Origin of the sequence: Lederbergia citri (assembly GCF_018343625.1) — a bacterium.
GTDB classification, from domain to species: Bacteria; Bacillota; Bacilli; order Bacillales; family Bacillaceae_C; genus Lederbergia; species Lederbergia citri.
Genome location: NZ_JAGYPG010000003.1, coordinates 60,775 through 86,714, shown reverse-complemented (window position 1 = coordinate 86,714; position 25,940 = coordinate 60,775). Strand labels below are relative to the sequence as shown.

The 25,940-nt window shown below is 35.9% G+C and carries 31 protein-coding genes, 2 pseudogenes and 1 riboswitch; of the genes and pseudogenes, 12 read left to right on the top strand and 21 right to left on the bottom strand.

Annotated features, from left to right (window positions below):
- Positions 1-254: 254 nt before the first annotated feature.
- Positions 255-968, bottom strand: a complete 714-nt coding sequence (locus tag KHA97_RS16540) for an endonuclease/exonuclease/phosphatase family protein (protein ID WP_213126440.1) — start codon at positions 966-968, stop codon at positions 255-257.
- A 171-nt stretch (positions 969-1,139) separates the two neighbouring features.
- On the opposite strand from KHA97_RS16540, the gene KHA97_RS16535 reads away from it, so the two are divergent.
- Positions 1,140-1,706 (top strand): YkoP family protein, encoded by a 567-nt coding sequence (locus KHA97_RS16535; protein ID WP_233713604.1) that lies wholly within the window; start codon positions 1,140-1,142, stop codon positions 1,704-1,706.
- A 35-nt stretch (positions 1,707-1,741) separates the two neighbouring features.
- On the top strand, positions 1,742-3,313 hold the full coding sequence (locus KHA97_RS16530; RefSeq protein ID WP_213125887.1) for an alkaline phosphatase family protein: 1,572 nt from the start codon (positions 1,742-1,744) through the stop codon (positions 3,311-3,313).
- A 158-nt stretch (positions 3,314-3,471) separates the two neighbouring features.
- Here KHA97_RS16530 and KHA97_RS16525 read toward each other — a convergent pair whose 3' ends face one another.
- The 8 genes from KHA97_RS16525 to KHA97_RS16495 all read right to left on the bottom strand — a co-directional run bounded on the left by KHA97_RS16525 (position 3,472) and on the right by KHA97_RS16495 (position 8,942).
- Complete coding sequence (locus KHA97_RS16525; RefSeq protein ID WP_213125886.1) at positions 3,472-4,341, bottom strand: alpha/beta fold hydrolase; 870 nt, start codon at positions 4,339-4,341, stop codon at positions 3,472-3,474.
- A 162-nt stretch (positions 4,342-4,503) separates the two neighbouring features.
- Positions 4,504-4,671, bottom strand: coding sequence for a hypothetical protein (locus KHA97_RS16520; RefSeq protein ID WP_213125885.1), 168 nt, complete (start codon positions 4,669-4,671; stop codon positions 4,504-4,506).
- A 142-nt stretch (positions 4,672-4,813) separates the two neighbouring features.
- Complete coding sequence (locus tag KHA97_RS24510) at positions 4,814-4,999, bottom strand: hypothetical protein (protein WP_325167484.1); 186 nt, start codon at positions 4,997-4,999, stop codon at positions 4,814-4,816.
- A 120-nt stretch (positions 5,000-5,119) separates the two neighbouring features.
- Positions 5,120-5,314, bottom strand: a complete 195-nt coding sequence (locus KHA97_RS24505) for a DinB family protein (protein WP_325167483.1) — start codon at positions 5,312-5,314, stop codon at positions 5,120-5,122.
- Between the two features lie 295 nt (positions 5,315-5,609).
- Complete coding sequence (locus tag KHA97_RS16510; protein ID WP_213126438.1) at positions 5,610-6,134, bottom strand: GNAT family N-acetyltransferase; 525 nt, start codon at positions 6,132-6,134, stop codon at positions 5,610-5,612.
- Positions 6,135-6,612: 478 nt separating this feature from the next.
- A complete protein-coding gene (locus KHA97_RS24120) occupies positions 6,613-7,344 on the bottom strand; it encodes a hypothetical protein (RefSeq protein WP_233713601.1) in 732 nt (243 codons plus the stop codon).
- A complete protein-coding gene (locus KHA97_RS16500) occupies positions 7,337-7,894 on the bottom strand; it encodes a sigma-70 family RNA polymerase sigma factor (RefSeq protein ID WP_213125884.1) in 558 nt (185 codons plus the stop codon). Before KHA97_RS16500 ends, KHA97_RS24120 begins: the two co-directional genes overlap by 8 nt.
- Before the next feature lie 505 nt (positions 7,895-8,399).
- Positions 8,400-8,942, bottom strand: a complete 543-nt coding sequence (locus KHA97_RS16495; RefSeq protein WP_213125883.1) for a recombinase family protein — start codon at positions 8,940-8,942, stop codon at positions 8,400-8,402.
- A 181-nt stretch (positions 8,943-9,123) separates the two neighbouring features.
- On the opposite strand from KHA97_RS16495, the gene KHA97_RS16490 reads away from it, so the two are divergent.
- From KHA97_RS16490 to KHA97_RS16475, 4 genes and pseudogenes are all read left to right on the top strand, one after another.
- Positions 9,124-10,587, top strand: a complete 1,464-nt coding sequence (locus KHA97_RS16490) for a SulP family inorganic anion transporter (protein WP_213125882.1) — start codon at positions 9,124-9,126, stop codon at positions 10,585-10,587.
- A gap of 17 nt (positions 10,588-10,604) precedes the next feature.
- A pseudogene (locus KHA97_RS16485) lies at positions 10,605-11,025 on the top strand (universal stress protein).
- 127 nt (positions 11,026-11,152) lie between these two features.
- Positions 11,153-11,249, top strand: a riboswitch (guanidine-I (ykkC/yxkD leader).
- Between the two features lie 68 nt (positions 11,250-11,317).
- A complete protein-coding gene (locus tag KHA97_RS16480) occupies positions 11,318-11,659 on the top strand; it encodes a DMT family transporter (RefSeq protein WP_213125881.1) in 342 nt (113 codons plus the stop codon).
- The gene (locus KHA97_RS16475; protein WP_213125880.1) at positions 11,659-11,973 is read left to right on the top strand and encodes a DMT family transporter; all 315 of its coding nucleotides are present in this window, start codon (positions 11,659-11,661) and stop codon (positions 11,971-11,973) included. Before KHA97_RS16480 ends, KHA97_RS16475 begins: the two co-directional genes overlap by 1 nt.
- 192 nt (positions 11,974-12,165) lie before the next feature.
- On the opposite strand, the gene KHA97_RS16470 is transcribed toward KHA97_RS16475, so the two are convergent.
- From KHA97_RS16470 to KHA97_RS16460, 3 genes are read right to left on the bottom strand one after another with little or no spacing between them, the layout of a single operon-like run.
- The gene (locus KHA97_RS16470; protein WP_213125879.1) at positions 12,166-12,795 is read right to left on the bottom strand and encodes an FMN-binding negative transcriptional regulator; all 630 of its coding nucleotides are present in this window, start codon (positions 12,793-12,795) and stop codon (positions 12,166-12,168) included.
- A gap of 22 nt (positions 12,796-12,817) precedes the next feature.
- Positions 12,818-13,336, bottom strand: coding sequence for a GNAT family N-acetyltransferase (locus KHA97_RS16465; RefSeq protein ID WP_213125878.1), 519 nt, complete (start codon positions 13,334-13,336; stop codon positions 12,818-12,820).
- A 20-nt stretch (positions 13,337-13,356) separates the two neighbouring features.
- Positions 13,357-13,809: a MarR family winged helix-turn-helix transcriptional regulator gene (locus KHA97_RS16460; RefSeq protein WP_213125877.1), complete on the bottom strand. Its 453-nt coding sequence runs from the start codon at positions 13,807-13,809 to the stop codon at positions 13,357-13,359.
- A 293-nt stretch (positions 13,810-14,102) separates the two neighbouring features.
- Here KHA97_RS16460 and KHA97_RS16455 point away from each other — a divergent pair, with 293 nt between their 5' ends.
- Complete coding sequence (locus tag KHA97_RS16455; protein ID WP_213125876.1) at positions 14,103-14,720, top strand: helix-turn-helix domain-containing protein; 618 nt, start codon at positions 14,103-14,105, stop codon at positions 14,718-14,720.
- 476 nt (positions 14,721-15,196) lie between these two features.
- Here the strand turns inward: KHA97_RS16455 and KHA97_RS16450 are convergent, their stop codons facing one another.
- Positions 15,197-15,652 carry a MarR family winged helix-turn-helix transcriptional regulator gene (locus KHA97_RS16450; RefSeq protein WP_213125875.1) on the bottom strand — a complete coding sequence of 152 codons (456 nt, stop codon included), beginning with the start codon at positions 15,650-15,652 and terminating at the stop codon, positions 15,197-15,199.
- 116 nt (positions 15,653-15,768) lie between these two features.
- On the opposite strand from KHA97_RS16450, the pseudogene KHA97_RS24665 reads away from it, so the two are divergent.
- Positions 15,769-15,858, top strand: a pseudogene (locus tag KHA97_RS24665) (hypothetical protein); the annotation flags it as partial.
- 225 nt (positions 15,859-16,083) lie between these two features.
- Positions 16,084-17,034 (top strand): FAD-dependent oxidoreductase, encoded by a 951-nt coding sequence (locus tag KHA97_RS16445; RefSeq protein WP_325167482.1) that lies wholly within the window; start codon positions 16,084-16,086, stop codon positions 17,032-17,034.
- Positions 17,035-17,560: 526 nt separating this feature from the next.
- On the opposite strand, the gene KHA97_RS16440 is transcribed toward KHA97_RS16445, so the two are convergent.
- From KHA97_RS16440 to KHA97_RS16425, 4 genes are all read right to left on the bottom strand, one after another.
- Positions 17,561-18,055, bottom strand: a complete 495-nt coding sequence (locus KHA97_RS16440) for a DinB family protein (protein WP_213125873.1) — start codon at positions 18,053-18,055, stop codon at positions 17,561-17,563.
- Between the two features lie 181 nt (positions 18,056-18,236).
- Positions 18,237-18,737, bottom strand: a complete 501-nt coding sequence (locus KHA97_RS16435) for a DinB family protein (RefSeq protein ID WP_213125872.1) — start codon at positions 18,735-18,737, stop codon at positions 18,237-18,239.
- Positions 18,738-18,986: 249 nt separating this feature from the next.
- On the bottom strand, positions 18,987-20,117 hold the full coding sequence (locus KHA97_RS16430; RefSeq protein WP_213125871.1) for an aminoglycoside phosphotransferase family protein: 1,131 nt from the start codon (positions 20,115-20,117) through the stop codon (positions 18,987-18,989).
- Between the two features lie 86 nt (positions 20,118-20,203).
- Positions 20,204-20,863 (bottom strand): VOC family protein, encoded by a 660-nt coding sequence (locus tag KHA97_RS16425; RefSeq protein WP_213125870.1) that lies wholly within the window; start codon positions 20,861-20,863, stop codon positions 20,204-20,206.
- A gap of 728 nt (positions 20,864-21,591) precedes the next feature.
- Here KHA97_RS16425 and KHA97_RS16420 point away from each other — a divergent pair.
- Positions 21,592-22,203, top strand: a complete 612-nt coding sequence (locus tag KHA97_RS16420) for a DJ-1/PfpI family protein (protein WP_213125869.1) — start codon at positions 21,592-21,594, stop codon at positions 22,201-22,203.
- Positions 22,204-22,489: 286 nt separating this feature from the next.
- Here KHA97_RS16420 and KHA97_RS16415 read toward each other — a convergent pair whose 3' ends face one another.
- The 3 genes from KHA97_RS16415 to KHA97_RS16405 all read right to left on the bottom strand — a co-directional run bounded on the left by KHA97_RS16415 (position 22,490) and on the right by KHA97_RS16405 (position 24,015).
- Complete coding sequence (locus KHA97_RS16415; RefSeq protein WP_325167481.1) at positions 22,490-22,810, bottom strand: DoxX family protein; 321 nt, start codon at positions 22,808-22,810, stop codon at positions 22,490-22,492.
- A gap of 129 nt (positions 22,811-22,939) precedes the next feature.
- Complete coding sequence (locus KHA97_RS16410; RefSeq protein ID WP_325167480.1) at positions 22,940-23,410, bottom strand: DUF2269 family protein; 471 nt, start codon at positions 23,408-23,410, stop codon at positions 22,940-22,942.
- Positions 23,411-23,424: 14 nt separating this feature from the next.
- The gene (locus tag KHA97_RS16405; RefSeq protein WP_213125867.1) at positions 23,425-24,015 is read right to left on the bottom strand and encodes a TetR/AcrR family transcriptional regulator; all 591 of its coding nucleotides are present in this window, start codon (positions 24,013-24,015) and stop codon (positions 23,425-23,427) included.
- Between the two features lie 417 nt (positions 24,016-24,432).
- On the opposite strand from KHA97_RS16405, the gene KHA97_RS16400 reads away from it, so the two are divergent.
- Complete coding sequence (locus tag KHA97_RS16400; protein ID WP_213125866.1) at positions 24,433-24,648, top strand: hypothetical protein; 216 nt, start codon at positions 24,433-24,435, stop codon at positions 24,646-24,648.
- 2 nt (positions 24,649-24,650) lie between these two features.
- On the top strand, positions 24,651-24,986 hold the full coding sequence (locus tag KHA97_RS16395; RefSeq protein ID WP_213125865.1) for a YolD-like family protein: 336 nt from the start codon (positions 24,651-24,653) through the stop codon (positions 24,984-24,986).
- 589 nt (positions 24,987-25,575) lie between these two features.
- Here KHA97_RS16395 and KHA97_RS16390 read toward each other — a convergent pair.
- On the bottom strand, positions 25,576-25,869 hold the full coding sequence (locus KHA97_RS16390; RefSeq protein WP_213125864.1) for a hypothetical protein: 294 nt from the start codon (positions 25,867-25,869) through the stop codon (positions 25,576-25,578).
- Positions 25,870-25,940 lie beyond the last annotated feature (71 nt).

Genomic DNA, 25,940 nt, shown 5'->3' with positions numbered 1-25,940 from the left:
TATCAAGAAAAATATAGTTGAAGATGATCCCCTGATCATAGATTTCTATATGCAGTTTCCTCAAAACTATGATATGCTTCTCCAATGCTGAACGTAGTACACTAAAAAAATATTATTGTAAAAGTTAGTTCACCCTATCTTCAAAGAAGAGAGACTGTTTTCCAGCTAATGACGTTGTTTAACATTTCGTGAATCATTTCAAGTCTGCTTGGCTTCGCTTTTTCACCTTTTTGAGTACCCATAAGAATGGATGCCTAATCTCTATAATACAATGTAGCAACTAAGGGTAAATGATCAGATGCTTCACTTACCTTGTTTACCACCTCTGCATGAATTATGTCAAAATCCCGGCTTGCGAATATGTAATCAAGCCGGGATCTTGGTCGAAATGAGGGATAAGTATACCCAGAACCCTTTCCCGCTGCTTCCCACACATCCTGAAATTCTTTTGTTATTTTTCCCCATCCCTTAGATCCTGGTTTCATGTTCCAATCCCCCATCAGTATTGTCGGATTAGTATTTTTTTGATATCGCCCTATGATAAAATCAGTTTGTTTTCTGTGAAGAATTGGATTAAGGCTTAAATGTGTAACTGCAATTTTCAATGAACATTTCTGAAACTGTACGTTTGCCTCTAGTAATGATCTTCCTTCTGTAAGCCTCGAAATTTTAAATAAATGAGACTCTTTTGCAATAATGGGATGCCTTGATAAAAGTGCATTTCCGTATTGACGTGGCTCTTGGAGGTTTTTATCTTTTTTTAAAATAGATGGACTGAAAGCATAATCCATGTTTAATTCGTTAGCCAACCACGCCGCCTGATTTTTAAAGAAACTTCGTTTGGAAAAATGGCTGTCAACTTCATTGAGGGCGATGAAATCAGCTCCACATGTATCAATCACATTAGCAATCCTATATAAATTAGTTTGTCTATCCAGTCCTTTCCCATGATGAATGTTAAAAGTCATTGCCTTGATCTGCAAAATTTTCACCTTTTTCCTATAAATGGTTCATGCACTATTTTTCTAAAGTTCATGTCTTTTCATTCACAAGTATTATTTTTCCACTCATACAAAAACATCCCTTTATATAAAATAAGTACAATTAAAAAGAATATTATTTGTGCAAGGAGAATTTTCATGGGCATTAGGATAAAACAATATTGCCTTTCAGCATGGAATTTCATTGATCCATTATATTTTCAATTTACAAGGCTGCAATACATAAAAAAAACATGTGGTGATAACTCAATATTTCGTGTCCGATTAACTAAGTATAAGGGCAGGAATATCGTTTTATCAGACGGGACAACAATTACTAAAAATGATGTACTTGTGAAAATTCATTTGCATAATGCGAAACTTTTACAGCAGATGTATAAGTGTGACAACGAAATCAGAAGGGCTTTATTAATTTACAAAGGAGTAAAGGAATCACTTCCATCCCTCGTCAACTATATGCAATCGCAGGAGAAAGCTGATCAGATTAAAGGGCTGATTGGCATTACAATGCTATATAAAGGATGCAAAAAGTTGGGATTTGAAGCTCACCCAATCGCAAGCCCAATTTATAAAAATTTCAAAAAGGTTTCTCTTCTTCCTATTTATTTTCTTTCTTCATCACGCGGAATTAAAAAAGAAATTCCATCTCCTATGTATTTATTTATGTCAAAGGATGCTCTAACCAGCCGTTATAGAAGCGAATAAATGGATAAGAAAGGGAATCGAAAAGGATGAAGAAAATGCCTTATTTAATTATCATCACCATTCTTGTCATTGCAGCGATGATCTTTTTTATAAAAGGAATAAAGCCGAATTATCAATCCCTTGATCAAAAGCAGATTACTCAAACTGAAAAACCCGTCATTATGCTTATTATAGACTCCCTAATGTATAAACCACTGATAGAGGCGGAAAAAAACGGACACATACCAGCTCTTCAATTTTTAATGGAGCAAGGCCAACTTTACCCAAACGTGGTTAGCAGCTATCCAACCATGTCTGTAACCATTGACAGCACGTTATTAACAGGAACGTATTCGGATAAACATCGGGTTCCTGGTCTTGTTTGGTATGATGAAAAAGAAAAACGGCTCATTAATTATGGAAGCGCCAAAGAAGAAGTGTTTAAGCTTGGAATAAAGCATGTAGCAGAAGATACTTTTTACCATTTAAACCATACCCATTTAAGTTATGACACAAAGACAGTTCATGAGACATTGGCTATGAAAGGATTGCAGAGTGCTTCTGTTAATGCACTTGTATATCGAGGTTATGAAAAAAGGACCTTAAATCTTCCTAAAATAGGATCAACATTGAATATCGCTCCAAAAAATTTGAGAGTTGAAACGCCTGTGTTTTTCTCATACGGAATGCTAGCACAATATAGTCCAAATAACGATCAAAATAACGGGCCTCTCGGGAGGTTTGGATTTAATGATAAATTTTCTGCACAGGAATTGAAGTACATCATTCAAAATGATAAGCTTCCTGCCTTTACAATTGCGTATTTTCCCGAACTTGACAAAGAAGTCCACAAAAAAGGGCCGGAAAATCACATTGATGCCATTGAACGAATGGACAAGCAGCTCCAAGAAATATTAAACGCATATCCATCGTGGGAAGAAGCTTTAAATTCCGCAATTTGGATCATCATGGGGGATAGCGGTCAAGCGGAAGTAGGAAATGACAAAAGTAAATCACTCATCCGTTTAAATAAAATGCTTGATCAATATACTATTTACAAAGTAAATAAACCTGTTAAGGATAATGACCAAATCGTTTTGGGGCATAATGAAAGAATGGCTTTTATTTATATTTTGGATGAACATATTACGCCAGAGGAAGTTGTTAAAAAACTTCAAGAAGATGAGAGAATTGGCTTTCTCGCCTGGAAAGATGAGTTTGATGTACTTGTTGCTGCAAGCGGCCACAATAATATTTTTACGTTTCGCCCTAATGGTCACTTTGTGGATCAGTATGGCCAGTCTTGGGAAATAAAAGGAGATCCCTCCATTTTGGATCTCTCCATAAACGATAATGTAATTGAATTTAGAACGTATCCTGATGCTCTGCAACGACTTAATAGCGCTTTGCATTCACACTCCGGGAATTATATTATTGCAGATGCAAAACCCGGATTTGAATTTCAAGGTGAAGGGACACCTATTCATCCCGGTGGAGCGGCACACGGCTCGTTGCATGAGCAAGACTCCTTGATCCCCATAATCGTTACAGGTACAGAAAAACAACCAATCCACATGCGAATGGTTGATTTATATCAATGGATTCTAGATTTGACAGTAAAGCAGTGATTCATCTTTTCTCCTAAATCGATTGCTCCTCCCAACTCATCAGGGATGAACCTTCCCCATCCCTTTAAGGATTGGAGTTATTCCTGTTCATGATAAATGAACAGGAATTCCTACTTCTTAATTTGCTCCTTTTCTTTAACAAGAAGAAATTTTGAATTTTAGCACAACGACTTCTTAAGGATTTCTTCCCATTGAGATAAATAAAGTAAGTGTCCTTCATCCTCGAGAAATGAAATGGTGGAATCAGTATACTTTTCTTGAAGATACCTGGATGTCGAAGGTGTCCATACTGTATCCTTCCCACCTTGCCAAATATTCACTTTGATATTGGATGCAAGTGGATTTAGGGTTATTTTTTTACACAAAGCAAGAGCATCATAATACACAGCGTAACCTTTATTATGGTAAGCTTCAACAGCACCTTTTGTAATAACAAGCTGTATATTTGAGTCATTTGCAATTCTTTTATCTTCTTCAACCATTTGACTAATCGATTTTTGTAGCGTAGCTTCTAAATTATTTGTTATTTCTTTACTAAGTTTACCGAAAAAAGCTTTTGACATAAATGGTAAATAACGATTCATAATCGATATCATTTTCCAATTGGTAGGAAGTATCTTTCTAGTTTCTTTGCTATTTAAAGGTATTGCACTGCTAACTAAATTCAGAGAAATGACTTTTTCTAAATACTTGTCTGCGAAAACTTGACTAAAAAGACCACCAGCTGAATAACCAATAACGGAAACCTTTTCAATTCCCTTAAAATTAAGTAACTCATTTATGTCATCCGCTACACTTTCCATTGTAAAATTGTCAATTAAAGTTGAATCTCCATATCCAGGCCGATTAACCGCAATCAAGTGAATATTGTTTTGATCTAATATTTTTATATCAGGATGAATAGCACTAGCAGAAGAACCAAATCCGTGAAAGAAAATTACCTTATTCTCATTCTTTTCCCCGTAACTCTTAAATGACAATTTACGATTATCTCGTAGATGAATAAATGAATCATTAAAATCGTCCACTCTTATATACCTCATTTCAATTTTCCTACTAAATAATTTACACCTAAGATAGAATAATTCCTACTTCTATGAGTAAAAAATTTAATAACTTTAATATGATTTAGAAGAAGAAACCTTGAGAAATTTCTCCCCTTACGTTAAAACACAAAGCATATGCTTTATTTACCAAACAACTTGTTCTTCTATCATATGAGGTGGATATGGTATTCCATTAGTAAACCACCATTCCACAATTCCTATGTATTCCGGTGCAAAAAATGGCAGGATAAGATCTTCATTATTACTCGTTTGCTCGCTTCTGCTTTCTCCATATATTCGAGATATCATCAATGATAAATCGCCAAATCAAATAAAATTATTTAATCTCAATACTCAAAACACGCATAACACCATTCCGAAAAGGAACGGTGTTCAAAAATAAATTATTTTCTTTAATCTATTACAATTTTGTAAACATCACTTAACGGACCCGTCACTTTACAAGTCTTTGTTCTAACTCATCCTTTTGACGCAAGTGATGACGAAAATGCATACCCACCAAATCATACCATTCCCTAGCATTCAGCCAGCCGAAACCTCCATGCTCGACTTTACAATTTGGATTTATATTATCGACTTCCGATTCCCATTTGCTTAACCTTAGAATTAGTTGTTCCATTCTATTAATAAGTACTTCCTTGCTATCTGAATTATTAGGGGGAGTGTTTAGTTCATCCGGTAATTTAATTTTAATGGGAGGAAAGCCTCCGTTCCTATATAAATTTTCACCAAACTCCGTTTACCCTAGTGGTTGTTCATCATTTAAGGTAGCACATGTTTCCATATAATCTAGATACTCATGAGCAACAAGAATTAAATGGTCATACATTTGCCCAATAGACCAAACCCCTTCTTCAGATATGTATCTTAGCTGTTCTAATGAATATTTTTGAAGCTCGCTTTTGTAAGTATTAATTAGTTTAAGTTCAGTCAAATCAATTCCTCCTTTGGATTAGCTAACTTAAATCTGAAATTCAATTTTATAACTTTTTTCACTAGATTTTTGATAAAAAAATCGTTCAGAGATTCTAGTAACCGAAGAATTAATCATGGCAACGTAGTTAAGCCCAATGGAGTGAAGAAAAAGGATTTGAAGAAACTAATTAAACGTTTGATTAATAAATATGAATCAGGAAGGACGTACTTTCGGCACGTTTCCCGATTCGTTTCGAACCATAAATGGATATATTGATCTAAAAGGGTGTTCAATTTCTACTGTAATCTATTAATCATTTTTCACTAACTGGCAACATCCAGTCATTAATTCGTATGAAACAACCTTTTGGGTATTCAAAATCATACTCACCAATAAAAGAAAAGCCTAGCTTGCGACAAATAGCATTAGAAGCGGGATTATTGATTTTAGGGAAAGCATGAATGGAACTATGCTTCTTTTCAGAATTGATATAAGCGATGGCTTTTGCTGTTGCTTCTGTGGCTATTCCTTTACCTTGAAATGCTGTTAAAACACTCCAACCTATCTCATAAACCGATTCTTCTTGCCAAACCGTATCCCAATAGCCTACACTACCGACGGGTTCAAGATCCGGAAGCAAAAGAATCTTAAACATACGCCCAGTTCCTTTTCCTGCGAGCTCATAATATCGTTTATGACGAGATAGGATTTTTTCCTCGGTCTCTGGTCCTCCAAAGTGTACTGTCATCTCAGGCGCATTTAGAAGATGAAGCAAATCAAGATCGCCTTCATCCCAAGGTTCAATTGTTACTTCTGGCACATTCCTTTGATCCAAAATGTCACTCACTCCTCTTTTTCTTGTATTCCCAACTGATTTGGGTAGTCGGGGAATTTTCCAACAATATTCTATATTCAAATTATAATCGAACAAACGTTCGCTAACAAGTATTTATTGAACTTTAGCTTGAACCCTTACTGTGGCGTTCCATAGCTGTAAGCTGTTTCACACAAACCAATTGTACCGTGTACGAATTCCCATTATTAAAAAATTATGTTCTTGCTTCATAATTTAAGACTACACTACGCTAATCAAACGTTTGATTAATGAATGAGAGGACGGTTATTTGCTGGCGATCCATAATATAATTTCTATGTAATTCCAATAAATTCCTTCAAAGAGAAAGGGGAAATATAATTTTGATGGTTGAATCTATTTTCACAATATGGATTCAAACAGAATTTCACCTCGACGTAATTTTCAAAAGAGAAAAGAAAAAACGTCAGATCGACTCTGACGTTGACGTTATATTTTTTAATCATTGAGTTGGCATAAAAGCTACTTTCCAAACTCCATTTTCGTTTTTTATCATTTTGAATCCGGATTTGATTTCTGGATTGTCGCTTGAATCATATTCGATATAGCCCTCATAATTGCTCGTTTGCACGAATTTCCCCTTATCAATGTTCTTGTAACGTTCGAAGTTCTGTTCATTGGTACCTCTATCAGATTCAGGAATTTTTTCATCCTCTTCTTTTGACCACTGAACGTAACCTGGTCTATCAGTATACAAGGCGTATTGCACATCATTTTTTTTATCAAAACCTGCTTTAATATATAATTTCGCAATACTAATAGGTTCCAGACCCTCTAAATATGTTAAGTCCAAATTACTTTGAAAATGATTATAAGCCTTCTCTTCATCGGGTGTTAATTCAAACGGTGGAAGCGAAATTATTTCATTTGAATTTGCATCTGTTGGATTATTAATGGTTCCATTTTTCCCCATTTCTATTATTGCATTACTTTGTTGGTCCCCTTTAAACAAATTTAGTTGGGTACCCACGAAATAAATTCCTAACAAGAAAATAACCGTTACGGTTAAACTTAAAAGAGAAATAAATCTATTTTTAAATGGTGAAAGATCTTTTTGAAACTTTTGGTTTTTAATAGAAAATAGAACCCTTTGTTCCAACTTGTCACTAAAATAAATATCCTTTAATACGGTTTCATTTATTTCATCTTTTATATTTATGAATTTATTATCCATTAATTGACGACACTCCCTCTAGTAATTTTTTTAAATTGAGACGAGCCCTGTGTAATCTAGTTTTAATCGTGTTCGGTTTGACCTTTAATAGAACAGAAATTTCTGCAATCGTAAACTCTTGATAATAAAATAAAATAATGACCTCTCTTAATTTAACTGGCAGTTCCATTATTTGCTGAGATAAAATCTGATTTGCTTCCTCTCTGCACATATTACGTTCAAGTGATGAATCAGCATTTTTATTTTCAAAGTAGTTAGTAAACAATAAATTTTTTAAAGACCAACTTTTTAAAACATCTTTACATCTGTTAACAGTAATTTTTATAATCCAGGTTTTATAAGAGGAATCGTTTCGAAACGTATCCATTTTTTCATAGCATTCAATAAAAACATCTTGTGCCACATCCTCTGCTAACTGCTTTTGCTTTAGATACGTATAAGCTACCCTGATTACATCATTACCATATGTCCTCATCAGCCACTTTAATTTGTCCTCTCGATTTAAATAATAAGGAGGTTCTATTTCGGAACTATTTATCTCTTCAATCATTTTTCTCCTCCATTATTGGCTTATAGTATATTGACGATTCGTAATCCCATTAGGTTCTTTTTGATGAAAAAAAATTGATTATAGGATGTTTTTCCTCAGAAAAAAGTAAAATCTTATACAAGGATGTTTCCCCATTTTAAAATTCAGTAGGATTTTGAATAGTTTGCGATTAATCTCTGATTATTAGTAAAAACCTTATTGAGATCGAAACAAATAACCACTAAATAAGCTCGTAATTACGAAGGCTGTCCAGTTGTTTCTTTTAATTAATGAATATAGAAAAACTATAATAAAAAATACCAGCACTGAATAACTTTTAAGTTAATCCATGCTGGGATTTATAATCGAGGAAAAGGCATCAATGTGCGGTCTCCCTAAAAAGTATTTTTCCAACTAATGATAATGTTAACAATAAGGTTTATTATTAGTTTGATACTGACTTTGAAGCACCATTACAGGTTTTTATGATTGGGTTTTATTCTACTTGGGTATTTTTTGTACCTTTTCAGCTTTCTAAATATCGATATAAAGTAGATTTACTAATTCCTGTCGTTTCTCTAATTTCACTAAGGCTATATTTTTTACTTTGATACATTTCAATTGCACGTTGAACATTCTCATCTGGCTTTCTAGGTCTTCCAGTATTTACCCCTCTTTTTCTAGCATCATCCAAGCCCTTCTTCGTTCTTTCGCTTATAACATCACTCTGAAATTCGAGAAGGCATTTAACAATATCAATAAACTGATATCCTTCATGGTTACTTGTATCGATATTTTCATATAAAGATTGAAGATAAGCCCCTTTTTCTTGAACTAAATCTAAAATTTCAACAAGGTGACGAGTTGAGTCTGCCAATATATACAGCCTTGCCACTATAATTTTGTCATCTTTATTTAAATCTTTTATCATACTTTTTAATCGCACTCTTTTTTTAGCTGATGAATGTTCTTCAATGAATAATTTCTCACAATTTTGTTGTTGCAACTTCTCTTTTTGAAATTGACAATTGGAATCTTCTTGAACAGGTCTCATATAACCAATTAACACTTTTATCAACCTACCTAAAACTATTTCTTATATCATAGCATATCTTCTCATGATAAATAATTCCCAAAAGTGTTCCTTTTTGGTCCGTGCGGTGTTAAACTATTTTTATTGCATTTTCGGATCGATCCTGACTTTTATGAGAGTTAAAAGTCATCAATATAAACAAAGAGGAGTAGATTTTGTGTTAGAAAATATAAAAACAGAATGGTTTTCAAACATCAGAGGAGATATTCTTTCCGGAATTGTCGTAGCTTTGGCTTTAATTCCAGAAGCAATTGCTTTTTCAATCATAGCAGGTGTTGATCCAATGGTTGGACTTTATGCCTCTTTCTGTATTGCTGTCATTATTGCTTTTGTAGGCGGACGGCCAGGGATGATTTCCGCGGCCACAGGTGCAATGGCATTGCTCATGCTTCCTTTGGTAAAAGAACACGGTTTAAATTATTTATTTGCTGCAACAATTTTAACTGGAGTCATCCAAATATTGTTTAGCATTTTAAAAGTGGCTAAAGTAATGAAATTTATTCCCAGGGCGGTCATGATTGGATTTGTAAATTCATTAGCCATTTTAATATTCATGGCTCAAGTGCCTCACTTTTTAGGGATTTCCAATACAACATATATATTTGTGGCTGTTACTCTATTAATTGTGTATGTGTTGCCACGCTTCATAAAAGTTATTCCTGCACCGTTAATAGCCATCATTTCATTAACAGCTGTTGCCCTTTTTACCAACTTCGAATTGCGTACAGTTGGAGATTTAGGGAATATTTCAAGATCATTGCCAGAGTTCTTTATCCCCAATGTCCCATTTTCGCTTGAAACATTGAAAATTATATTTCCCTATTCAATAGCTTTAGCGATTGTTGGACTGTTGGAATCTTTATTAACTGCGACCATTGTTGATGATATGACCGATACAGAGAGTAATAAGAATAAAGAAGCAAGAGGGCAAGGGATTGCAAATATCGTTACTGGATTTTTTGGTGGTATGGCAGGCTGTGCGATGATTGGTCAGTCAGTCATCAACGTGAAGTCAGGTGGGCGTGGGAGATTGTCTACCTTTGTCGCTGGTATTTTCCTTATATTTTTAATTATCGTTTTAGGGGATTTAGTCGTTCAAATTCCCATGCCTGTACTCGCAGGAATTATGATCATGGTTTCAATCGGTACATTTGATTGGTCCACGTTCTCCTATATTAAAAAAGCTCCTAAAGCCGACGCAACTGTCATGCTAGTCACGATGGCAATTGTAATAGCTACCCATGATTTATCTAAAGGTGTTATTGCAGGTGTCATTTTAAGTGCCATATTCTTTGTAGCTAAAATCTCGAAGATTCAAGTGTCTGTAAAAAAGGATAAAGCACTCACCATTTATTATGTAAAAGGCCAATTATTTTTTGCATCGGTTGACAATTTTATAGAATTAATAGATTTAAGTAGTGAAGGAGAAAATATTACGATTGATTTTTCAGATGCCCATATCTGGGATGATTCAGGTGTAGGTGCAATTGATAAGGTAGTCATTAAACTTCGTGAGAATAAGAATAATGTTATGATCACTGGATTGAATTCCTCAAGTAAAAGAATTGTTGATCGCATAGCAATATATCAAAATACGAATGCAAACGTAACAGCACATTAATAATTTGGAGGATAAAAATGTTTAAAAATATCCTACTTGCTGTAGACGGCTCAGAACACTCTTTACGGGCGACACAACAGGCTATAAATATAGCATCACTCTATTAATGATAGCCTGATTCATGTTATTTTAGTCGCTGATTTTTCTAAAGCAAAAAATGAGGTTCTTCATTCACATGGAAAAGAGAATTTAGAGCTTTCAAGAAGAAAGAAACTTGCACCTATTGAAGAACTTATTAAATCCGGAAATTTGTCATATGAAATCCAAATTTCACACGGGGATCCAGGCCCTACGATTGTTGATTATGCTAATAAAAGCAATTTCGATTTAATAGTAATAGGAAGCCGTGGTCTTAACAAACTTCAAGAAATGGTATTAGGTAGTGTAAGCCATAAAGTTGTTAAAAGAGTGAATTGTCCAGTGCTTGTTGTGAAATAAGAATTATCAGTGAGGAAAACAACTTAAAAGGCAATTGGAAGTTTCTACAAATATCAAAATTTCTGCTGAAATTTTTTGGACTGGAAGATTATTTATAAAGTGTTTATAATTTAGTTAATTGTATATATTAAATGTTTTCTAGGGTTCCGCAATATTCAATGTTGGTCTGGTCCGAGAGAAAACTCACGCTAGACGTGCCACGGAAGGATAAAAGCCTGGGAGATACTGTTTTACAGTTATCTCTTGGGCTTTTTTGCTATTTGGAAAGAATAAAATTGGAGGTGCTTTTTAGATGAATACAGATTGGATTAAAGTATTTGTTGCTGCTTTCTTTGAAGTTTTGTGGGTTATTGGCTTAAAACACGCTGATAATTTTTGGGCTTGGGCTGGAACTATTATTGCTATCATCATCAGCTTTTATGTAATGATAATGGCCGGAAGAAAACTTCCTGTGGGCACTGTATATGCAGTTTTTGTTGGGTTAGGTACAGCTGGAACTGTCTTTTCTGAGATTCTATTCTTTGATGAACCTTTTAAAGTGGATAAAATGCTCTTAATTTTAGTTTTATTAGCAGGAGTTATTGGCTTGAAATTAGTTACGAAAGATAAGGTTCAGGAAGGAGATGAATCCTAATGGCATGGATTTCTTTAATCTTGGCAGGTCTTTGTGAAATGTTTGGTGTTGCTATGATCAATAAATTGCACAAAGATCGGAATTGGCAATCATTAGTTCTTTTGATTCTTGGATTTGGAGCAAGTTTTATATTTCTTGCTTACGCAATGAAAACACTACCTATGGGGACAGCTTATGCAATCTGGACTGGAATTGGTGCATCTGGTGGTGCAATTTTAGGAATGGTTTTATATAATGAATCAAAAGACTGGAGAAGACTTGTTTTTATAGGTATGGTTTTAGGTGCCGCAGTTGGTCTGAAACTCGTCTCATAAAAGATTTATCCTTTTAGAATGAAGAAGAAGATAATCTACATTAATTAAGTGATTATCTTCTTTGTTTTTTAAGAATTGGACTTATTGACTTCTACGATTTATATTCAGTACTCTATATTATTTAACAATTCGTTAGTGGTTCTTCCGATTTTTTTTTCTTCAAGTCATAGTACATATTAGAATTTAATGTATTTATGGGTTTATGTGATTTTTTAATCTCTTTTCCATCAGTTCTGCCATTTGTTTCGAATTTGGATTTCCTTCATTTTGTAAGTTATCAATGATGTTAATATAATCCGTTTCATTTCGGTTTTGACTTAATTTATATGCAGCCTGAATTTCTCCTACTTTTATCTTAAATCCAACTATCCCTTTTATTTGCTTTTTAGCTTTTGGAGATAGATTTTCCCAAAAAGCAGCATTATTACGATGGCGTTCGTATTTTTGTAATAACAGCATAAGGTCTTCTTCCAACTCTTGTTCACTCATAATACTAGCTGTTCCATATACATGGACAGCTTGGTAATTCCATGTTGGTACATTTTCATGTTTATACCAAGATGATGAAATATAAGCATGTGGACCTTGAAACATAACAAGAACATTTTCATTCGCAACCTCGAACGTTTTCCATTGAGGGTTTGCATAAGCTATATGCCCAGTAATATAGTAATCATCACCTATTTTATTTAAGCCTAAGGGCAAATGAGTGGCAATTGGTTTTCCTTGTTCAGTTGTGACAACCGTGCCAAAAGAGTTTTCTTGAACAAAATCCCAAATTTCTTCAACATTTGTGACCTTAAAATGTTTTGGAATAAACATAATAAGCCTCCTTTCAAAAAAGTTATATGAGAGATTTGATCATTATAAAGTCCACTTGTTCTTCATCACCCATATAGAAAGAGTGGGCTCCAGTTTGAACAAACCCCATTTTCTTATAAAAAGCAATCGCATTTTCATTTTTTTCCCATACGCCTAGCCATACTTTCTTTTTATTCTGTTTCATCGCTATTTCCACAGCATTATTTAACAGATATTTACCAATCCCCTGTTTTTTAAATGTATTTCTTATATATATACGTTCGATTTCAAGTGATTCATCACCCATTATTTCAGACTGAGTATCATCGGTATTGACCTTTAAATATCCAGCGACTTCATTATTAAAATAAACAAAAAAGAATTGCGAAGAACTATTAGATAATTCCTTTTCTAATTGTTTTAAGTTAAATGCCCTTTCCAAATAGGCTTTCATATTTTCAGGTGAATTCTGATCCTTAAAAGTCTCATTAAATGTTTCATAACTAATTTCTTGAAGTGTGTGTAAATCTTCAAACATGCACTTTTTTATACTTATAGTCATTTGGATATGTAGCTCCTTAATCAATAAATTCTCTTGTTTCCCTTTTTTACAAATTCCCAGTCTTTTTCAACATTCTTTCTTACTCTTTGAAGAAGATTGAAAATGGTTTCCGCTTCTCTTTCGGAAAATCCAGCTAATGCAACAGTATTGGAATGATCATTTTCTCTTTTTATAAAAGGATAAACATTTCTCCCTTTCTCTGTGGGATAGAGTTTTTTTATTTTTTTGTTATATTTATCTTCTTTCTTTTCAATAAAGCCATTTATTTCAAGTTTTTTTATAGCACGAGCTGCTGTTGTTCGATCTACTTTTATCATTTCAGCTAACTTTTCTTGAATGATTCCTGGGTTTTCACATATTCGCACAATGTACAAATACTGCCCTTTTGTAAGGTCATATTCTTTAAATTCTATATTACTAATAGAATCTAATGCCCTTGCTATCATTCCAATTTCACGAAGAATTTCCTCCATAATGATCTCCTTTTTACATATTTTGTTGCAGTTGCAACAAAGATGCTATATGTTTAATTTATTCTATTTTTATTGCACTTACAACAAAAAATTAATCCTTTTATTCTTCCATATTTTACATCAATAAAAAAAATCCATTTTGAAAAATTTTTCAAATAGATTTTTGCACTATTTTTATGAAATGATTGAACCTTGCATATATGCAACTGACGGTTGACAAACAGTAATGTAAAATTGCTAGAAATGCAACCGGAGGATTTGCTATGGTAATACTGATAAAAGGAGTGATTACTATGAATATATCAGAAAGAATACATAATTTGAGAATGGCAAGAGGGATATCTCAAGAAGGACTCGCAGATAAAATTGGCGTATCACGACAAGCAGTTTCGAAATGGGAAAGTAAACAATCTACTCCCGATCTGGATAAAATAGTTCTGTTAAGCGAGTTCTTTGAAGTAACTACGGATTATCTTATTAAAGGTATCGAAGATGAAAAAAAACAAAAGAAAAATATAAATGCTCATATTTTTACAGTGATAGCTACAGGGCTTAATTTTATTGGTTTAATCTTAGCTTGGTTTATTTGGTCTGAAAAACAGCAACCAATGGGAGCAATCGTAATAGGGGTTATAGTTGTAGCACTTGGTCTTATGATTTTTGTAGTAGGGATGTATGTTTCCTCAAAAGAATCTAAGATAAAAGCCAAGAGAAACTTTTGGTTAATTAATATATGGCTCATTAGTTATATTCCGTTTTCTCTCATCTACAAAATCTTATTTAAACACACACTAGCTCCATATAAGATGTCACCTAAGTCATATATTTTCGACATGCCATTTTGGATTGTGTATATTGTGGTATGTTTATCGTTTATGTTTTTTTATATTAAATCAAACTCTACAAAATGAGCAATTTGCCGTTTGCTCTATACCAGTTAATTTTACGAGGTTTTGGCCTTGCTCGAACCTCCTTTTGGACTTTAATAGTCTTTAACGCGGTTCGTTGTATAGTATTTATTCCCTTTTTGCAATTGTATCCTTCTATACCTTGAGTTCCCCTTAAGTGAGTAGAGTTGCCTAAAGGAAATACATCTTGAATCTTCAAATACTGTTTATAATCCGCACCAATACTAGAACTTTCTACTTTTTTCACTTCTCGACTCAGATGTTCTTCTTTTGGACATAAAAACCCCTTTAATTTAAAGGGGTAGTGTAACAGTGAATCTATTTCCCTTTAAATCTCCCCAATCCCTTCCCCTCTCGGCTCTAAGCCCTCTTTTAAGTCTTTAATGATTTTTCGGGTAATAAACAGATGTATTATATCTAAGTTCCAATTATATTTTAAAAAACGGAACTTATTAATAGCTATAGGGATAATCACTGTGTCATTTAATCATTTTTTCCGTAAAATCTTTTAACAAGCAATTGCTTTGTCTAATAAAATCAAGAATGGTTTGAAGCTCCTTTTCCTCATAACTCGATAACATTTGATTCAATTCTGTACCAAATGTATGGAAGAGAGGTAAAATATCTTTTTCCGCCTTTTTTTGATCTAAGTGAATGAAAACACGTCTTTTGTCTTGCGGATCTTTTACTCGAATGATATACCCCACTTTCTCTAACCTATCTAAAACTCCAGTGATAGCACCCGTTGTTAATCCTGTTAAATCGGAAAGACGACCAGCAGTAATAGGTTGGTTCTTCAATATGACATCTAAACATTTGTGATCGGTAGGATTTAATCCTAACTTCATACCAATCGCTTGGTGAAACATAATCGTTGCTGTACTGTTATTTCGTAATTCTTCCGTAAGATTGTTTATGATTTTATTCATTGACATTTATATAGCCTCCATTTATTATTATCTTATCTCGTGAGATAAAATAATTTAAGTCACTTCCATTTTATCAATAATTAGTTGTCAATTAAAGAACTAAAAAAGGAGATGTATTAAAATTGTCTACGATTTCAGTAGCAATCTGCGGTGCTGGTTTAAGTGGATTGTGCTTGGCTCATTCATTGCTTCGTGCTGGATTCGATGTGCAAGTTTATGAACGTGATTTGGCGCCACATGCTCGTCGCCAGGGATATCGGATCACTATTGATGAACACGGCATCGCAGCACTTCAGCGATGTCTGCCGCCACAATTATTTAAGCTGTTTCTTGCCACTACTTCACCTATTGATGAGACTAGTTATTTTCGGGTAACTAATCAGGAGCTTGGAGAGATATTCAGACTTACTTTTAAAGGCGATCCGAGCGGCACTGACTTGCGTACGCCACGGCAAATAGATCGCCAAACACTACGAACTATTATGCTGGAAGGGCTTCAAGATAGGGTCCATTTTGGTAAAGAAGCGATACGTGCTGAGACAACCTCTGAAGGAGCAACGCTTTATTTTTCGGATGGAGATTATATACATGCTTCGCTCGTGGTCGGTGCTGATGGTGTAAACTCAGTCCTTCGTAAGCAGTTTTTGCCGGATTATGAACCAGAAGATATCAACAGTTGGGGAATTTATGGTCGCACGCTACTTGATCAAAACGAAGGCTCGGTAGTTCCTAGCTCACTGAAGACTAGTGGAGTATTTGCAATGGGACCATCGAATCTTGGATTCTTTTTTACTACAATGCGCTTCGGTGAGGCACCGCAAACAGCTTTTGCCCGTTTCGGAGTAAATCAAATACCTCCAATCACTGATGATTATGTGATGTGGGGGCTTGTCTTGCCGAAGGAGCAATTTCCCGAGCCTCAAGGAAAACTTAGTTCCGAGATGTTGCAACGTTTTGCGCAGGAGATTACCCAAGACTTTCATCCGGTGCTGCAACGTCTTGTGAAGCAAGCTGATGTTGATTACACTATGGCAGTAAAATTTAGAGCAGGAAAAAAGCCAACTGCATGGTCAGTCCCCCGAACAACCTTTATGGGAGATGCATTACACGTCATGCCCCCTACTGGATCACATGGAGGTAATACAGCTTTACGTGATGCAGCTCTTCTCGCTGAAAAACTTGAAGCAGCTGTGATTCAAAGCGAATCACTTGAGAAGGCGATTGGCTCCTATCAAGAGGAGATGAGCAAGTATGCGTTTCGTGAAGTTGAAACATCAAAGGCGATGATGAAGCGATTCACCATTAAGAATCCCCTAATGCGTTGGGCAATGTTGCGTGCTATACCACGAATTCGTTCAATTACAAACAAACCAATAACGACTGAATGATATAAAACAACGAGTTAGTTAAATTATTAAAATAAATGCTTGTAAGTTCTTAAATATAATTTAAAGATAGTCTAATATTAAAATAAAAAGCAGCGGAACTTAATCGCTGCTTCTACAATGTGTGCGTTAGAAAATAAACAATTCATTATTCTGATACGTTTACCTCAATAGGTTCAGCTACTATATTCCATTCCTGACCAAGCATTGTAAACGTATGCTTAACAAACACTTGAGCCTCCTTTAAAAGTGGTCACCTTAACATTATCAAATTGTACAGTTGAACCGCTTGCCTGAAAACCAATATCTCCGGTAAGAAACGACTGATTTCCATATCGTGTCAACCCAGCCTTCGATTGTTAAATCTTTTACAACACTATACCCAACGGCTCGCGTCAATTCCTGCACCCGATTCAGGACTATGCCCTATTAACACACCGTTCGTAGGAAAAGGTATCAAACCCACATTCATCAGGGCACATTATAACACTAATCTCCTTATGGAGGACTACTTATTATTATTTTTATATTAATTATCTTTTGACTGATGTTCAATCCAAGGCATTATTGTTAGAAGATGCTCCTCATAATGGCTGTAAGTATTATTTCCAAGTGCACCATCAACTGTATCTCCCAATATTCGTGTAAAACCTCCCCATGGGTCAAATGCGGTATCGGGTAGTTCTTTAACGACCGCAATAACTTCTCTAAAGGAGTCGTCCCAAGACTGTTGAACTTGTTCTACAGTCCAATCACGCCGCTCAGCGACCGCCGCCTCATTGAAACGATCGATGTTAGTTTCTTCAGCTTTATATTGTTTTCCCGCTAATGCAAAGCGCAATTCAGACAGCGCAAACTGTTCATGGGCTATAAAATGCGATATAACCTCTTTTATACTCCATTTACCGTTCACTCCCGGTATTTCCATCTGCTCAGGTGAAAGTCTCCCGATACTGGTGTTAAAATGCTTGTATCCATAGTGAAGACGCCGTAAAAGCTCTGCCTTACCTACAAAGTCATCCATTAAAACCCTCCTTGCATGATCTGTTTTACTTATGATTACTTATTTAAAAGTCAGAAGATTAATAGTGAAATAGTGATACCTCTTGTTGACTCGTTTAAAAAAAAGCAGTGACGGACTTAGATTTCGAAAGAACTAGACTGGAGCTGCTTTTAATGTGCAATCGTCCATATCGATCTAAGTGCTATTCCCACACTAGATGCCCCTTCCTCATTTTTGCAATGTAAATGATTTGTCCCGTGTGACTAGGCAAATGTCTGAATTGATGAAGAAGCATTTCTAAAATAGTGGCTTGATTATCTAAGGCACCGTTGAACGTGGGAAAATTTAAATAAGGTTGCTCCAATAACTTTTCAGGGTTTGCTTTCATGATTTCAAGAACTTGTATGATGCAGTCGTATGATTTCTTAAAAAGCTCCAATGCTTGCTCTTTTGACATTTGCAGACCTCGTTCGAATTCTTTACTCCTGTCGTCGATATAAGGAGCACCAAAGTATGCGGTTTCAAACCATTGGTGTACAGCCCCTGAAATGTGTGCTACCAAATTAGCGATGCTGTTACTCTCGGGTGTAGGTGACCATACGATATCCTCTTCAGACAATTGTTCAATTACCATGCGCGTCCATTTCTGGTCTGCTTTGTATTTCCTTAAGAGAAGGTCAATTACTATAGTTCGACTGTCCAAAATCCCTCACGCTCCTATATTTTTCTTAATGAACTGTGTTCGTTTCTGAATTGCGACAATCTTCTCTTATACCTAGGATCGAATAAAGGATCGCTATTCTACAAGTTTATATTATGAGGTTGATTGATTTAGATAGACCCTCTACTTTTGTTATTCGTTCCGTGTCACCTTATTCGTTCTTCAAACTAATCCTCCCTAATTGTTTAAGTACATTTTTTCACAAGTCCTCTTTATAACATTAATCAATTTTTAAAATCTAAGTTGATGAATTAATTCTTCTGCTTCTTTTGCATAAGAAACTTGCAGATTAACAATTCGGTTGAGTTGTTTGATATTTCTAGAATGTTCCGTATCATTTGTTTTATGTGCAAGCAGTTTAAATAGCTTTGGAGTTTCCCAAAAGCTTCTCGCTGCTACACTAATACAAAAAGCGTAGCGTACCAATTGAATATCGCCCTTCCAACCTGCTAGCGCTAAGCCTTTTATGTATGCATGAAATAAAGCTTCCTCGTAATGCTTTGCTTTATCCAATGGGATATCACCTTGACTTAACGCAACACCAAACATTTTCGCTAAATCCTCACCTAAAGCAGAAATACTTAAAAACTGCCAATCGATAAATGCCACTTGATTTTCATCATCATTATTTTTTGTTATGAATATGTTTTGCTTACTTAAATCTTGATGGGACACTGTTTGAGGACATTTTTTCAGAATCGCTAAATGATCTTCTAGTTCATCATTTAATGCTTCATATGCTGCAAAAATTTTATCAATATGTGGTTTATCTTTAATTTGCTCGTAATATACAGCAGGATGTTCTATGTATTGCTTACACCCCTTAACCCATGATAATAGCCAAGCCTTGCATATCCATGATGCATCAGGCAATTTTTTATTTCCTACCGCGTAGACTCCTTGAAATTCCCCTAATTCCTTGGCGATAAAACAGAGATTTTCTTCTGTCCAGTAAGGTTCATGGTTGCCAGGTATATCTTCTAAATAAAGCCAAATAGATTTGTCTTCTTTTTCTTCTACTGCGTAGCATCGTGGTGTACGGATATTTTGAGGGCACTCGACTAAGAAATTGGCTTGAAATACAAGTGCTTCTCGTTTCCAATAATTATGATGCTGAGGAACATCCTTTTCATCACTTTCTGGATGAATGATTTTTAAAATCAGTGACCAAGTTTGCTGATGGTTGTCGACTACTGCTTTACCAGAAATTCTATATAACCCTTTTGTAATGAAGTTCTTTGAAATCGTTTCTATTGGCTCAATATGAAACTCTTGTAGCGATCCAATGCGATTTTTTAAAATTTTTGAAACGCATTCTTCTACAATATTTTGTTTGATTTCTTTGGCTATCATATCTCTCATCACATACCCTCTTTTAAAGCTTCCATAACGATATCCCCAAACGTTCTCACATCCTTTAAATAATCAATCCTTCTGCTGAGCCGAAGCTAGTAAATTAAGTTCCTTCCTCTGCCTTCCGCCCCGTTCCTATTGTATGCCTCATTATTTTGCGACACCCGCTCAATAACCTCGAATTTCCGAGATGATGGAGCTAAGAAACTTTTGCTGTTCAACACTAGCTTTTCACATAACCCCCGTAGCAATTGATTCTCATGCTCAGTCAGATCCCGTTTGAGGGTTGAACTCATTCTTTGTTTCAAGTCGAAATACACGCCTCTTTCTTCGACCGCCCGAATATAGTGCCCGTCCGGATCATAAAAGGTGAAATAACCGAAATCGTCAGTAAATACAGGTTCTTTATCAATATCGGCTCCAGCTTGTTTTATCCGTTCATGCAAAGCAAGCAAATCATTCGTTAATATCTCAACCATCGTCACGTGTCCCGTGCTGTTTGTGATAAAGAATGAACGAGGAAATACAAACTTCAATTGTGTGATATCTTCCTTTTTGGTTTCCATCAAAAAAATACCCGGACCATTTCCATTTTTCAATGCAACATGTGCCTCTCCAAACTGAAAATCTGCAGAATTCAATTCATAGCCCAAAACATTGCAATAAAAATCTACTGACTTTTTCAAATCCGAGACTGGAAATCTCATGCAACAGTAACCGATAACATCAGCATTATTCGTTTTTTTGCTCAGCATATTCTACATTCTCCTTTTTTAATTAGCTATTTTCGTTGTGAATTACTAAATTATCGCTTGCGTTTTCAGTTCACCCCGTCTCGCTCCGTACCATTCTGCATACACGACATTCCTTGCCTGCGCCTTCCTCCCCCTAGAACGAGATTTACTTCAGAGTCTTTGTCGATGATCGCCATTGCCGGTTTTCAAATCAATTCCGAGTATTTGAGGCTGCAGCTTTCTTTGAATGTATTTATTCGTTAAAAAATTCTACAATCCTGCTAGTAGTTGAGCGCAGGTCTATGGACACTTAGCATATGAATTGGAACGATAAATCCTAGGACACGAATTAGAATACCTACTACTAATAAATATCCGAATTTGATGAAAGCTGCCATCACGACTACAATCCCAGTTCTGTGCAACAATACCTAATGCCAAGCTTGGGATATACCCATTTTCCAACGGCTACCCAGCTAAGCGATGGTTGGTGCCATCCCCGGAATAATAACCTTATCTTATAGAAAACAATAACTTTTTTATATTTCTAAATGAATTCAAGCAACTGTATAATTTTATTAAATATTCAATTTGTAAAGTAGGATTCGATGGAACTTATTCTTAAGCAATTTATTAACTGTGAAGATTCCTGTTGGTGATAACTTAGCCGTTCTAAGAGCAATCTTGGAGATATTATCGTAATTGATGCAAAAGGGGATCAATATCGGCCATCAAAGGAGTGTATAAGGGTGAAGATACAAATTGTATTATTTGAAGGATTTGGGGAACTTGTCGCTTTGGCTCCTTTTGAAGTTTTAAAGCGGGGAATTGAGGCAGGAGCTCCATTCGAGATTGAATTAGTCGCAAGTCGGTCTCAAAAAGAAGTCGTCTCATCCTTTGGCGTTCAAATAACGGTCCATGATTTTTTACGTTTAGACAACAGACCGGATTTGTTAATCATCCCTGGCGGTGGCTGGAACCATAAAGCCCAACATGGGGCCAGAAAAGAAGCTGAGAAGAGGGAGTTGACTCAGATCATCTCGGCTATGCATGATGAAGATACAATCGTGTGCGGAGTTTGTACAGGTGGTATGTTGATGGCTGCTTCAGGTATATTAAAAGACAAGAGAGTTGCTATGCATTATCTAGCGAAAGATGAACTTCCGAGATATGGGGCTGATTACTTGGGATATCGAATTGTTGATGAAGGTAGTGTAATCACAGCTAGGGGAGTTACTTCAGGAATTGACCTAGGATTATGGATTATTGAGAGGTTTTCGGGAGCTGAGATAGCAGCTGCAGTTGAACATCGAATGGAATATGAGCGAAGAGGAGTCGTTTGGAGAAACCCCGCAAATTAAGAAATTCTGTTTTTGTATGGAATAAATAGAATGTTTGGGGCAGTTAAAGTAATCTTCATGGGAGGGCGCTTGAATATCAGTCAAGAGATCAGGGGTACGATTCTGCTATTCTCAATCAATCAAAAAGCTTGTAAAACCTTGAAAAATAGGATTTACAAGCTTTTCTCATTTAACTCAATCCTTATTTATTGGTTTAGGGTGACAGGAACCTTATGGTCGAGCGGTAACTCCATGTTTTGTTGTTGTTCAATGATTCTAGACATTCCTGTAGTGGAAGCCAGTAGGGTTAACCTGCCAAAAGGACGGCTGTAAGAAAAACGATTTGAAGCAAAGTTCGGGGAATTAGCTTAGGTACAGGCCGTCCTCCGATCGTTAACTTTTCTCTGGCCGCCCGTATATTTGCTGGAAACATTACTAGCAGCAGCACCGCCAATCCTAAAGAAGCTACCTTGGAGGTAGCCTGAAACATTATACCGATAGCTCCGGCAATTTCCAGTAGTCCTGTAGCTGTAACTATCCAATCCGGTCTAGGAAAAGCCGGCGGAACCATACTGATCAAATCATAACGCCTTTTCCCCCAATGAGCGGATGCGGTAAGCAGCAGCATGAGGGCCACTGCTCCTTGAAGCGAGGTATGCCAGCCTTCGAAATAGTGTACTCCAATCAAGCCAATAGCCTTGAACAGCAGAAAAGTGGTGACAAGCACATAAAATGGTACCATCTCGATCCCTCCCTTTTAGAAACCCTTCGTTACCATAAGGTATAGAATGACGAGCGGCAACAGCGTAGCTGCGATGCCGAAGACGGCCCACGAGCGAGAAGCATCCTGATATGCCTTGGAAATATTGCCGCTTTCGATGCATTCCGCGCTGTATCGGATCATTTTTAGCTGCAGCGGAATAAGAATAATGGCCCAAATGATCCCGGTCACGGCTAATATTATGAGCGACAACTTAAGCCAGTTAAACCCCGACATTGGCATTCCCGCGTGTGCAGCCAATATACTGCCCGAAACGATGATGAGGGCAAGACCCGGAATCGTAAATACATAATCGGCAAGCAGGACGTTTTTGACTGCGCTATGAATTTCAACCGGATTTTTCGTCAAATCCGCCCTGATCTTCCAAAAGGCTGCCGTAATGATATTTCCAACGAATAATACAACTCCAATCAGATGCAATGTTAACCACAAGCTCATACTGATCATCCTTTCCGCTCCCTTTACCGGGATTTTAAGATATCGATAATAAACGACGAGAATTCTTGTGCCGTAAAAACAGACTGAACAGATGGAATCGTGGATCGGACACGCATACCGATTGTCAGTAGAACGAACATTTCGGCTGTTTTGCCTGCATCGACCGATTCCGAAATAACTCCATGCCTCTGACCGGTCTCGATCCACAGTCTGGATAAGAATACAGAACGTTCATAGTACTGCTTGAGCGCTTTCGCGATAACTGGCTGCTCCTCCTTTCCAAGCAAATACATCAACACATTGTTCGTTACATCCACATCTGCATATGCCGAAATACTTTCAAATATTTTTTGATATGGCTCATCAAATGATCGGCGTCCTTGTTCCACTTCGTTCATAAAAAGTTCATTCGTCTCTTCCAGCCGCTCCTGTAGCACCCACACAAAAAGTTCATCTTTGCTCTTCACATAGTGGAAAATGGCTCCCTTCGACAAGCCCGATCTGTCCATAATGTCCTTCATCGTAATCGAATCGCATCCTTTTTCCCGTATCAGCTCCTTAGTCGTTTCAAGCAAAAGCCTTGTTGATTGCAGTCTTCGTTCATCTTGTTTCAATATCAACCCTCCGTAATGGTAAAATTAACCTTACTTTGAATACATAAACTTTAACATACCGACCGACGGTTTGTAAATTGTTTTTGGAAAATAACTTCCCACTTTATGCCACGTTGGAACATCAGATATCTAATCATATATGGTTACTAAGTTGTTTTCTCTAAGTCGTTATAACTGCTTCCTGTTCTTTGTAAATATCTCCATATGTTCCGCCCTTTAGTCCCAAAACCCATTTAGCTCCCGACTGATAAATTTGCGATTTTCTCTCCTCCATCTTTCATAATATTAACAATTCTCGCTTATCCCCTTACTACGAATCTTCGCATATTGTGCAAAATACCTTCTTTTATTTTCCAGTTGCATAACAAACACACGTTCGCATATAATATATAAAAACATGCGTTCGGAGTGATTGTTATGAAAGGTATCATCAACCGTGCATTAGGAACAGAACAAAAACTTGAACTAATATATATAAACAACGACAATCAAATATCGCATCGTATCATTAAAGTTCTGGCAGTTACTGATCACATAGTAAAAGCCTATTGCTACACTAAACGACAATTTCGTTCCTTCAAATTAGAAAATATCCTATCGGTTCGCATTCTTGGACAAAAAAGAGGTGCGTAATAATGAGTATTAAAGACCGGGGAATGAAGAAATGGCATGGTTTCTTTATGCCTGAGCACGTTTCTTCCTTAAAAGAGATGAGACTCAATGATGAAAAAGTAAAGAAACCGTTACTCGACGAAAATCAGTTGCAAGAAATTGATGATACACTGCACATAGCAATTGAATTAAATTCGCCCATAATTATAACTCTTTGGGTAGATGGATTTTTCGATAAAAAAGGGGGGTACCTTCATCACATTCATAACTTAGATAGGTACGTTCGAATCGTTGACAACCTTGGTAATGCTAGTAAGATTGAATTTGAAAACATTATAAAAGTGGAATTTGCTGATTGAACAGCCCCCTACTCTTAGAAAGCTGAATACAAATGATGAAATGTAACAATTTCGGGGTGATGTTACAGTTAGGAACCCAACTGAATAGAGAGAAGATATCATGCAGATTAACAAGATGGAGAAAACAACTGAATTCCTTATGACACAAGGGACTGTAGAGTATATTGAATAAACTAATCAAACGTTTAATTAACAGAAAAGACCGAGAAGAACGTACCATCAATACGCTTCCCGATTCCTTTCTAGCCATTACATAACCATTTTGTCTCTCCCATTATACGTTTAGGGGTGATATATGAAAATGAAATCGATTATCTGCCAAGTGAAGGGAAATCAGAAGGTAAATGTGATCTTTGTCTTCAAAGCGCCTACCACTGCATGATGACTTATATGATCCAGAAACAGGAGTGGCATTTTAACTAGTAATCACCGAAGAATAAAAAGAGAACCTTTGGAAAATTCCTTAGGTTCTTTATTATTGGTTCGTTTTTTGTTCAATCTTATGAAATCAAAGCAAAAAAATAACTTGGGTCAACTCTTCGTCTATATGATATAAATCAACAACGTATAGAACCGTGGTAATGACATTCTATTTAAACAACTTTATACATTCTGCATAGCCATGTAGAGCAACTATCCCTTTCATTGCTGCTCGTATTTCATGTTCCGTATAATGACATTCATCAATGAGATACTGTTTCATTTCCAGTTCATCTTCTTTTTTTATTCCCCCATTGATTAAAAATAGAAACTTATCAAATATAGCTTCTCTTGCTTCAAAAACGCCGCCAGTTAACGTATTGGAAAAACCTTTCCTAAAAAATACGTCGTCCATCACCTGTTTTACTATCTTGGTTGCGTAAGATATGATGAATCCTCCCATATATTTTTTCCAACGTTCTAATTATCACTATTTTCAATACGCCCGTAAATAGGGAGAAGAAACCATTTATT

What these genes read in the sequence shown, in the direction of transcription:
- KHA97_RS16475 (WP_213125880.1), top strand. Translation starts at nt 11,659, where the DNA reads ATGGCATGGATTTCTTTAATCTTGGCAGGTCTTTGTGAAATGTTTGGT.
- KHA97_RS16440 (WP_213125873.1), bottom strand. Translation starts at nt 18,055, where the DNA reads ATGGATGACTTTGTAGGTAAGGCAGAGCTTTTACGGCGTCTTCACTAT.
- KHA97_RS16410 (WP_325167480.1), bottom strand. Translation starts at nt 23,410, where the DNA reads ATGATCAGTATGAGCTTGTGGTTAACATTGCATCTGATTGGAGTTGTA.
- KHA97_RS16390 (WP_213125864.1), bottom strand. Translation starts at nt 25,869, where the DNA reads ATGGGAGGATTCATCATATCTTACGCAACCAAGATAGTAAAACAGGTG.
- KHA97_RS16425 (WP_213125870.1), bottom strand. Translation starts at nt 20,863, where the DNA reads ATGCTGAGCAAAAAAACGAATAATGCTGATGTTATCGGTTACTGTTGC.
- KHA97_RS16530 (WP_213125887.1), top strand. Translation starts at nt 1,742, where the DNA reads ATGCCTTATTTAATTATCATCACCATTCTTGTCATTGCAGCGATGATC.
- KHA97_RS16450 (WP_213125875.1), bottom strand. Translation starts at nt 15,652, where the DNA reads ATGTCAATGAATAAAATCATAAACAATCTTACGGAAGAATTACGAAAT.
- KHA97_RS24510 (WP_325167484.1), bottom strand. Translation starts at nt 4,999, where the DNA reads ATGGAACAACTAATTCTAAGGTTAAGCAAATGGGAATCGGAAGTCGAT.
- KHA97_RS16400 (WP_213125866.1), top strand. Translation starts at nt 24,433, where the DNA reads ATGAAAGGTATCATCAACCGTGCATTAGGAACAGAACAAAAACTTGAA.
- KHA97_RS16460 (WP_213125877.1), bottom strand. Translation starts at nt 13,809, where the DNA reads ATGGAGGAAATTCTTCGTGAAATTGGAATGATAGCAAGGGCATTAGAT.
- KHA97_RS16465 (WP_213125878.1), bottom strand. Translation starts at nt 13,336, where the DNA reads ATGACTATAAGTATAAAAAAGTGCATGTTTGAAGATTTACACACACTT.
- KHA97_RS16540 (WP_213126440.1), bottom strand. Translation starts at nt 968, where the DNA reads ATGACTTTTAACATTCATCATGGGAAAGGACTGGATAGACAAACTAAT.
- KHA97_RS16415 (WP_325167481.1), bottom strand. Translation starts at nt 22,810, where the DNA reads ATGCTGCTGCTTACCGCATCCGCTCATTGGGGGAAAAGGCGTTATGAT.
- KHA97_RS16535 (WP_233713604.1), top strand. Translation starts at nt 1,140, where the DNA reads ATGGGCATTAGGATAAAACAATATTGCCTTTCAGCATGGAATTTCATT.
- KHA97_RS16470 (WP_213125879.1), bottom strand. Translation starts at nt 12,795, where the DNA reads ATGTTTATTCCAAAACATTTTAAGGTCACAAATGTTGAAGAAATTTGG.
- KHA97_RS16500 (WP_213125884.1), bottom strand. Translation starts at nt 7,894, where the DNA reads ATGATTGAAGAGATAAATAGTTCCGAAATAGAACCTCCTTATTATTTA.
- KHA97_RS24120 (WP_233713601.1), bottom strand. Translation starts at nt 7,344, where the DNA reads ATGGATAATAAATTCATAAATATAAAAGATGAAATAAATGAAACCGTA.
- KHA97_RS16395 (WP_213125865.1), top strand. Translation starts at nt 24,651, where the DNA reads ATGAGTATTAAAGACCGGGGAATGAAGAAATGGCATGGTTTCTTTATG.
- KHA97_RS16430 (WP_213125871.1), bottom strand. Translation starts at nt 20,117, where the DNA reads ATGAGAGATATGATAGCCAAAGAAATCAAACAAAATATTGTAGAAGAA.
- KHA97_RS16480 (WP_213125881.1), top strand. Translation starts at nt 11,318, where the DNA reads ATGAATACAGATTGGATTAAAGTATTTGTTGCTGCTTTCTTTGAAGTT.
- KHA97_RS16455 (WP_213125876.1), top strand. Translation starts at nt 14,103, where the DNA reads ATGAATATATCAGAAAGAATACATAATTTGAGAATGGCAAGAGGGATA.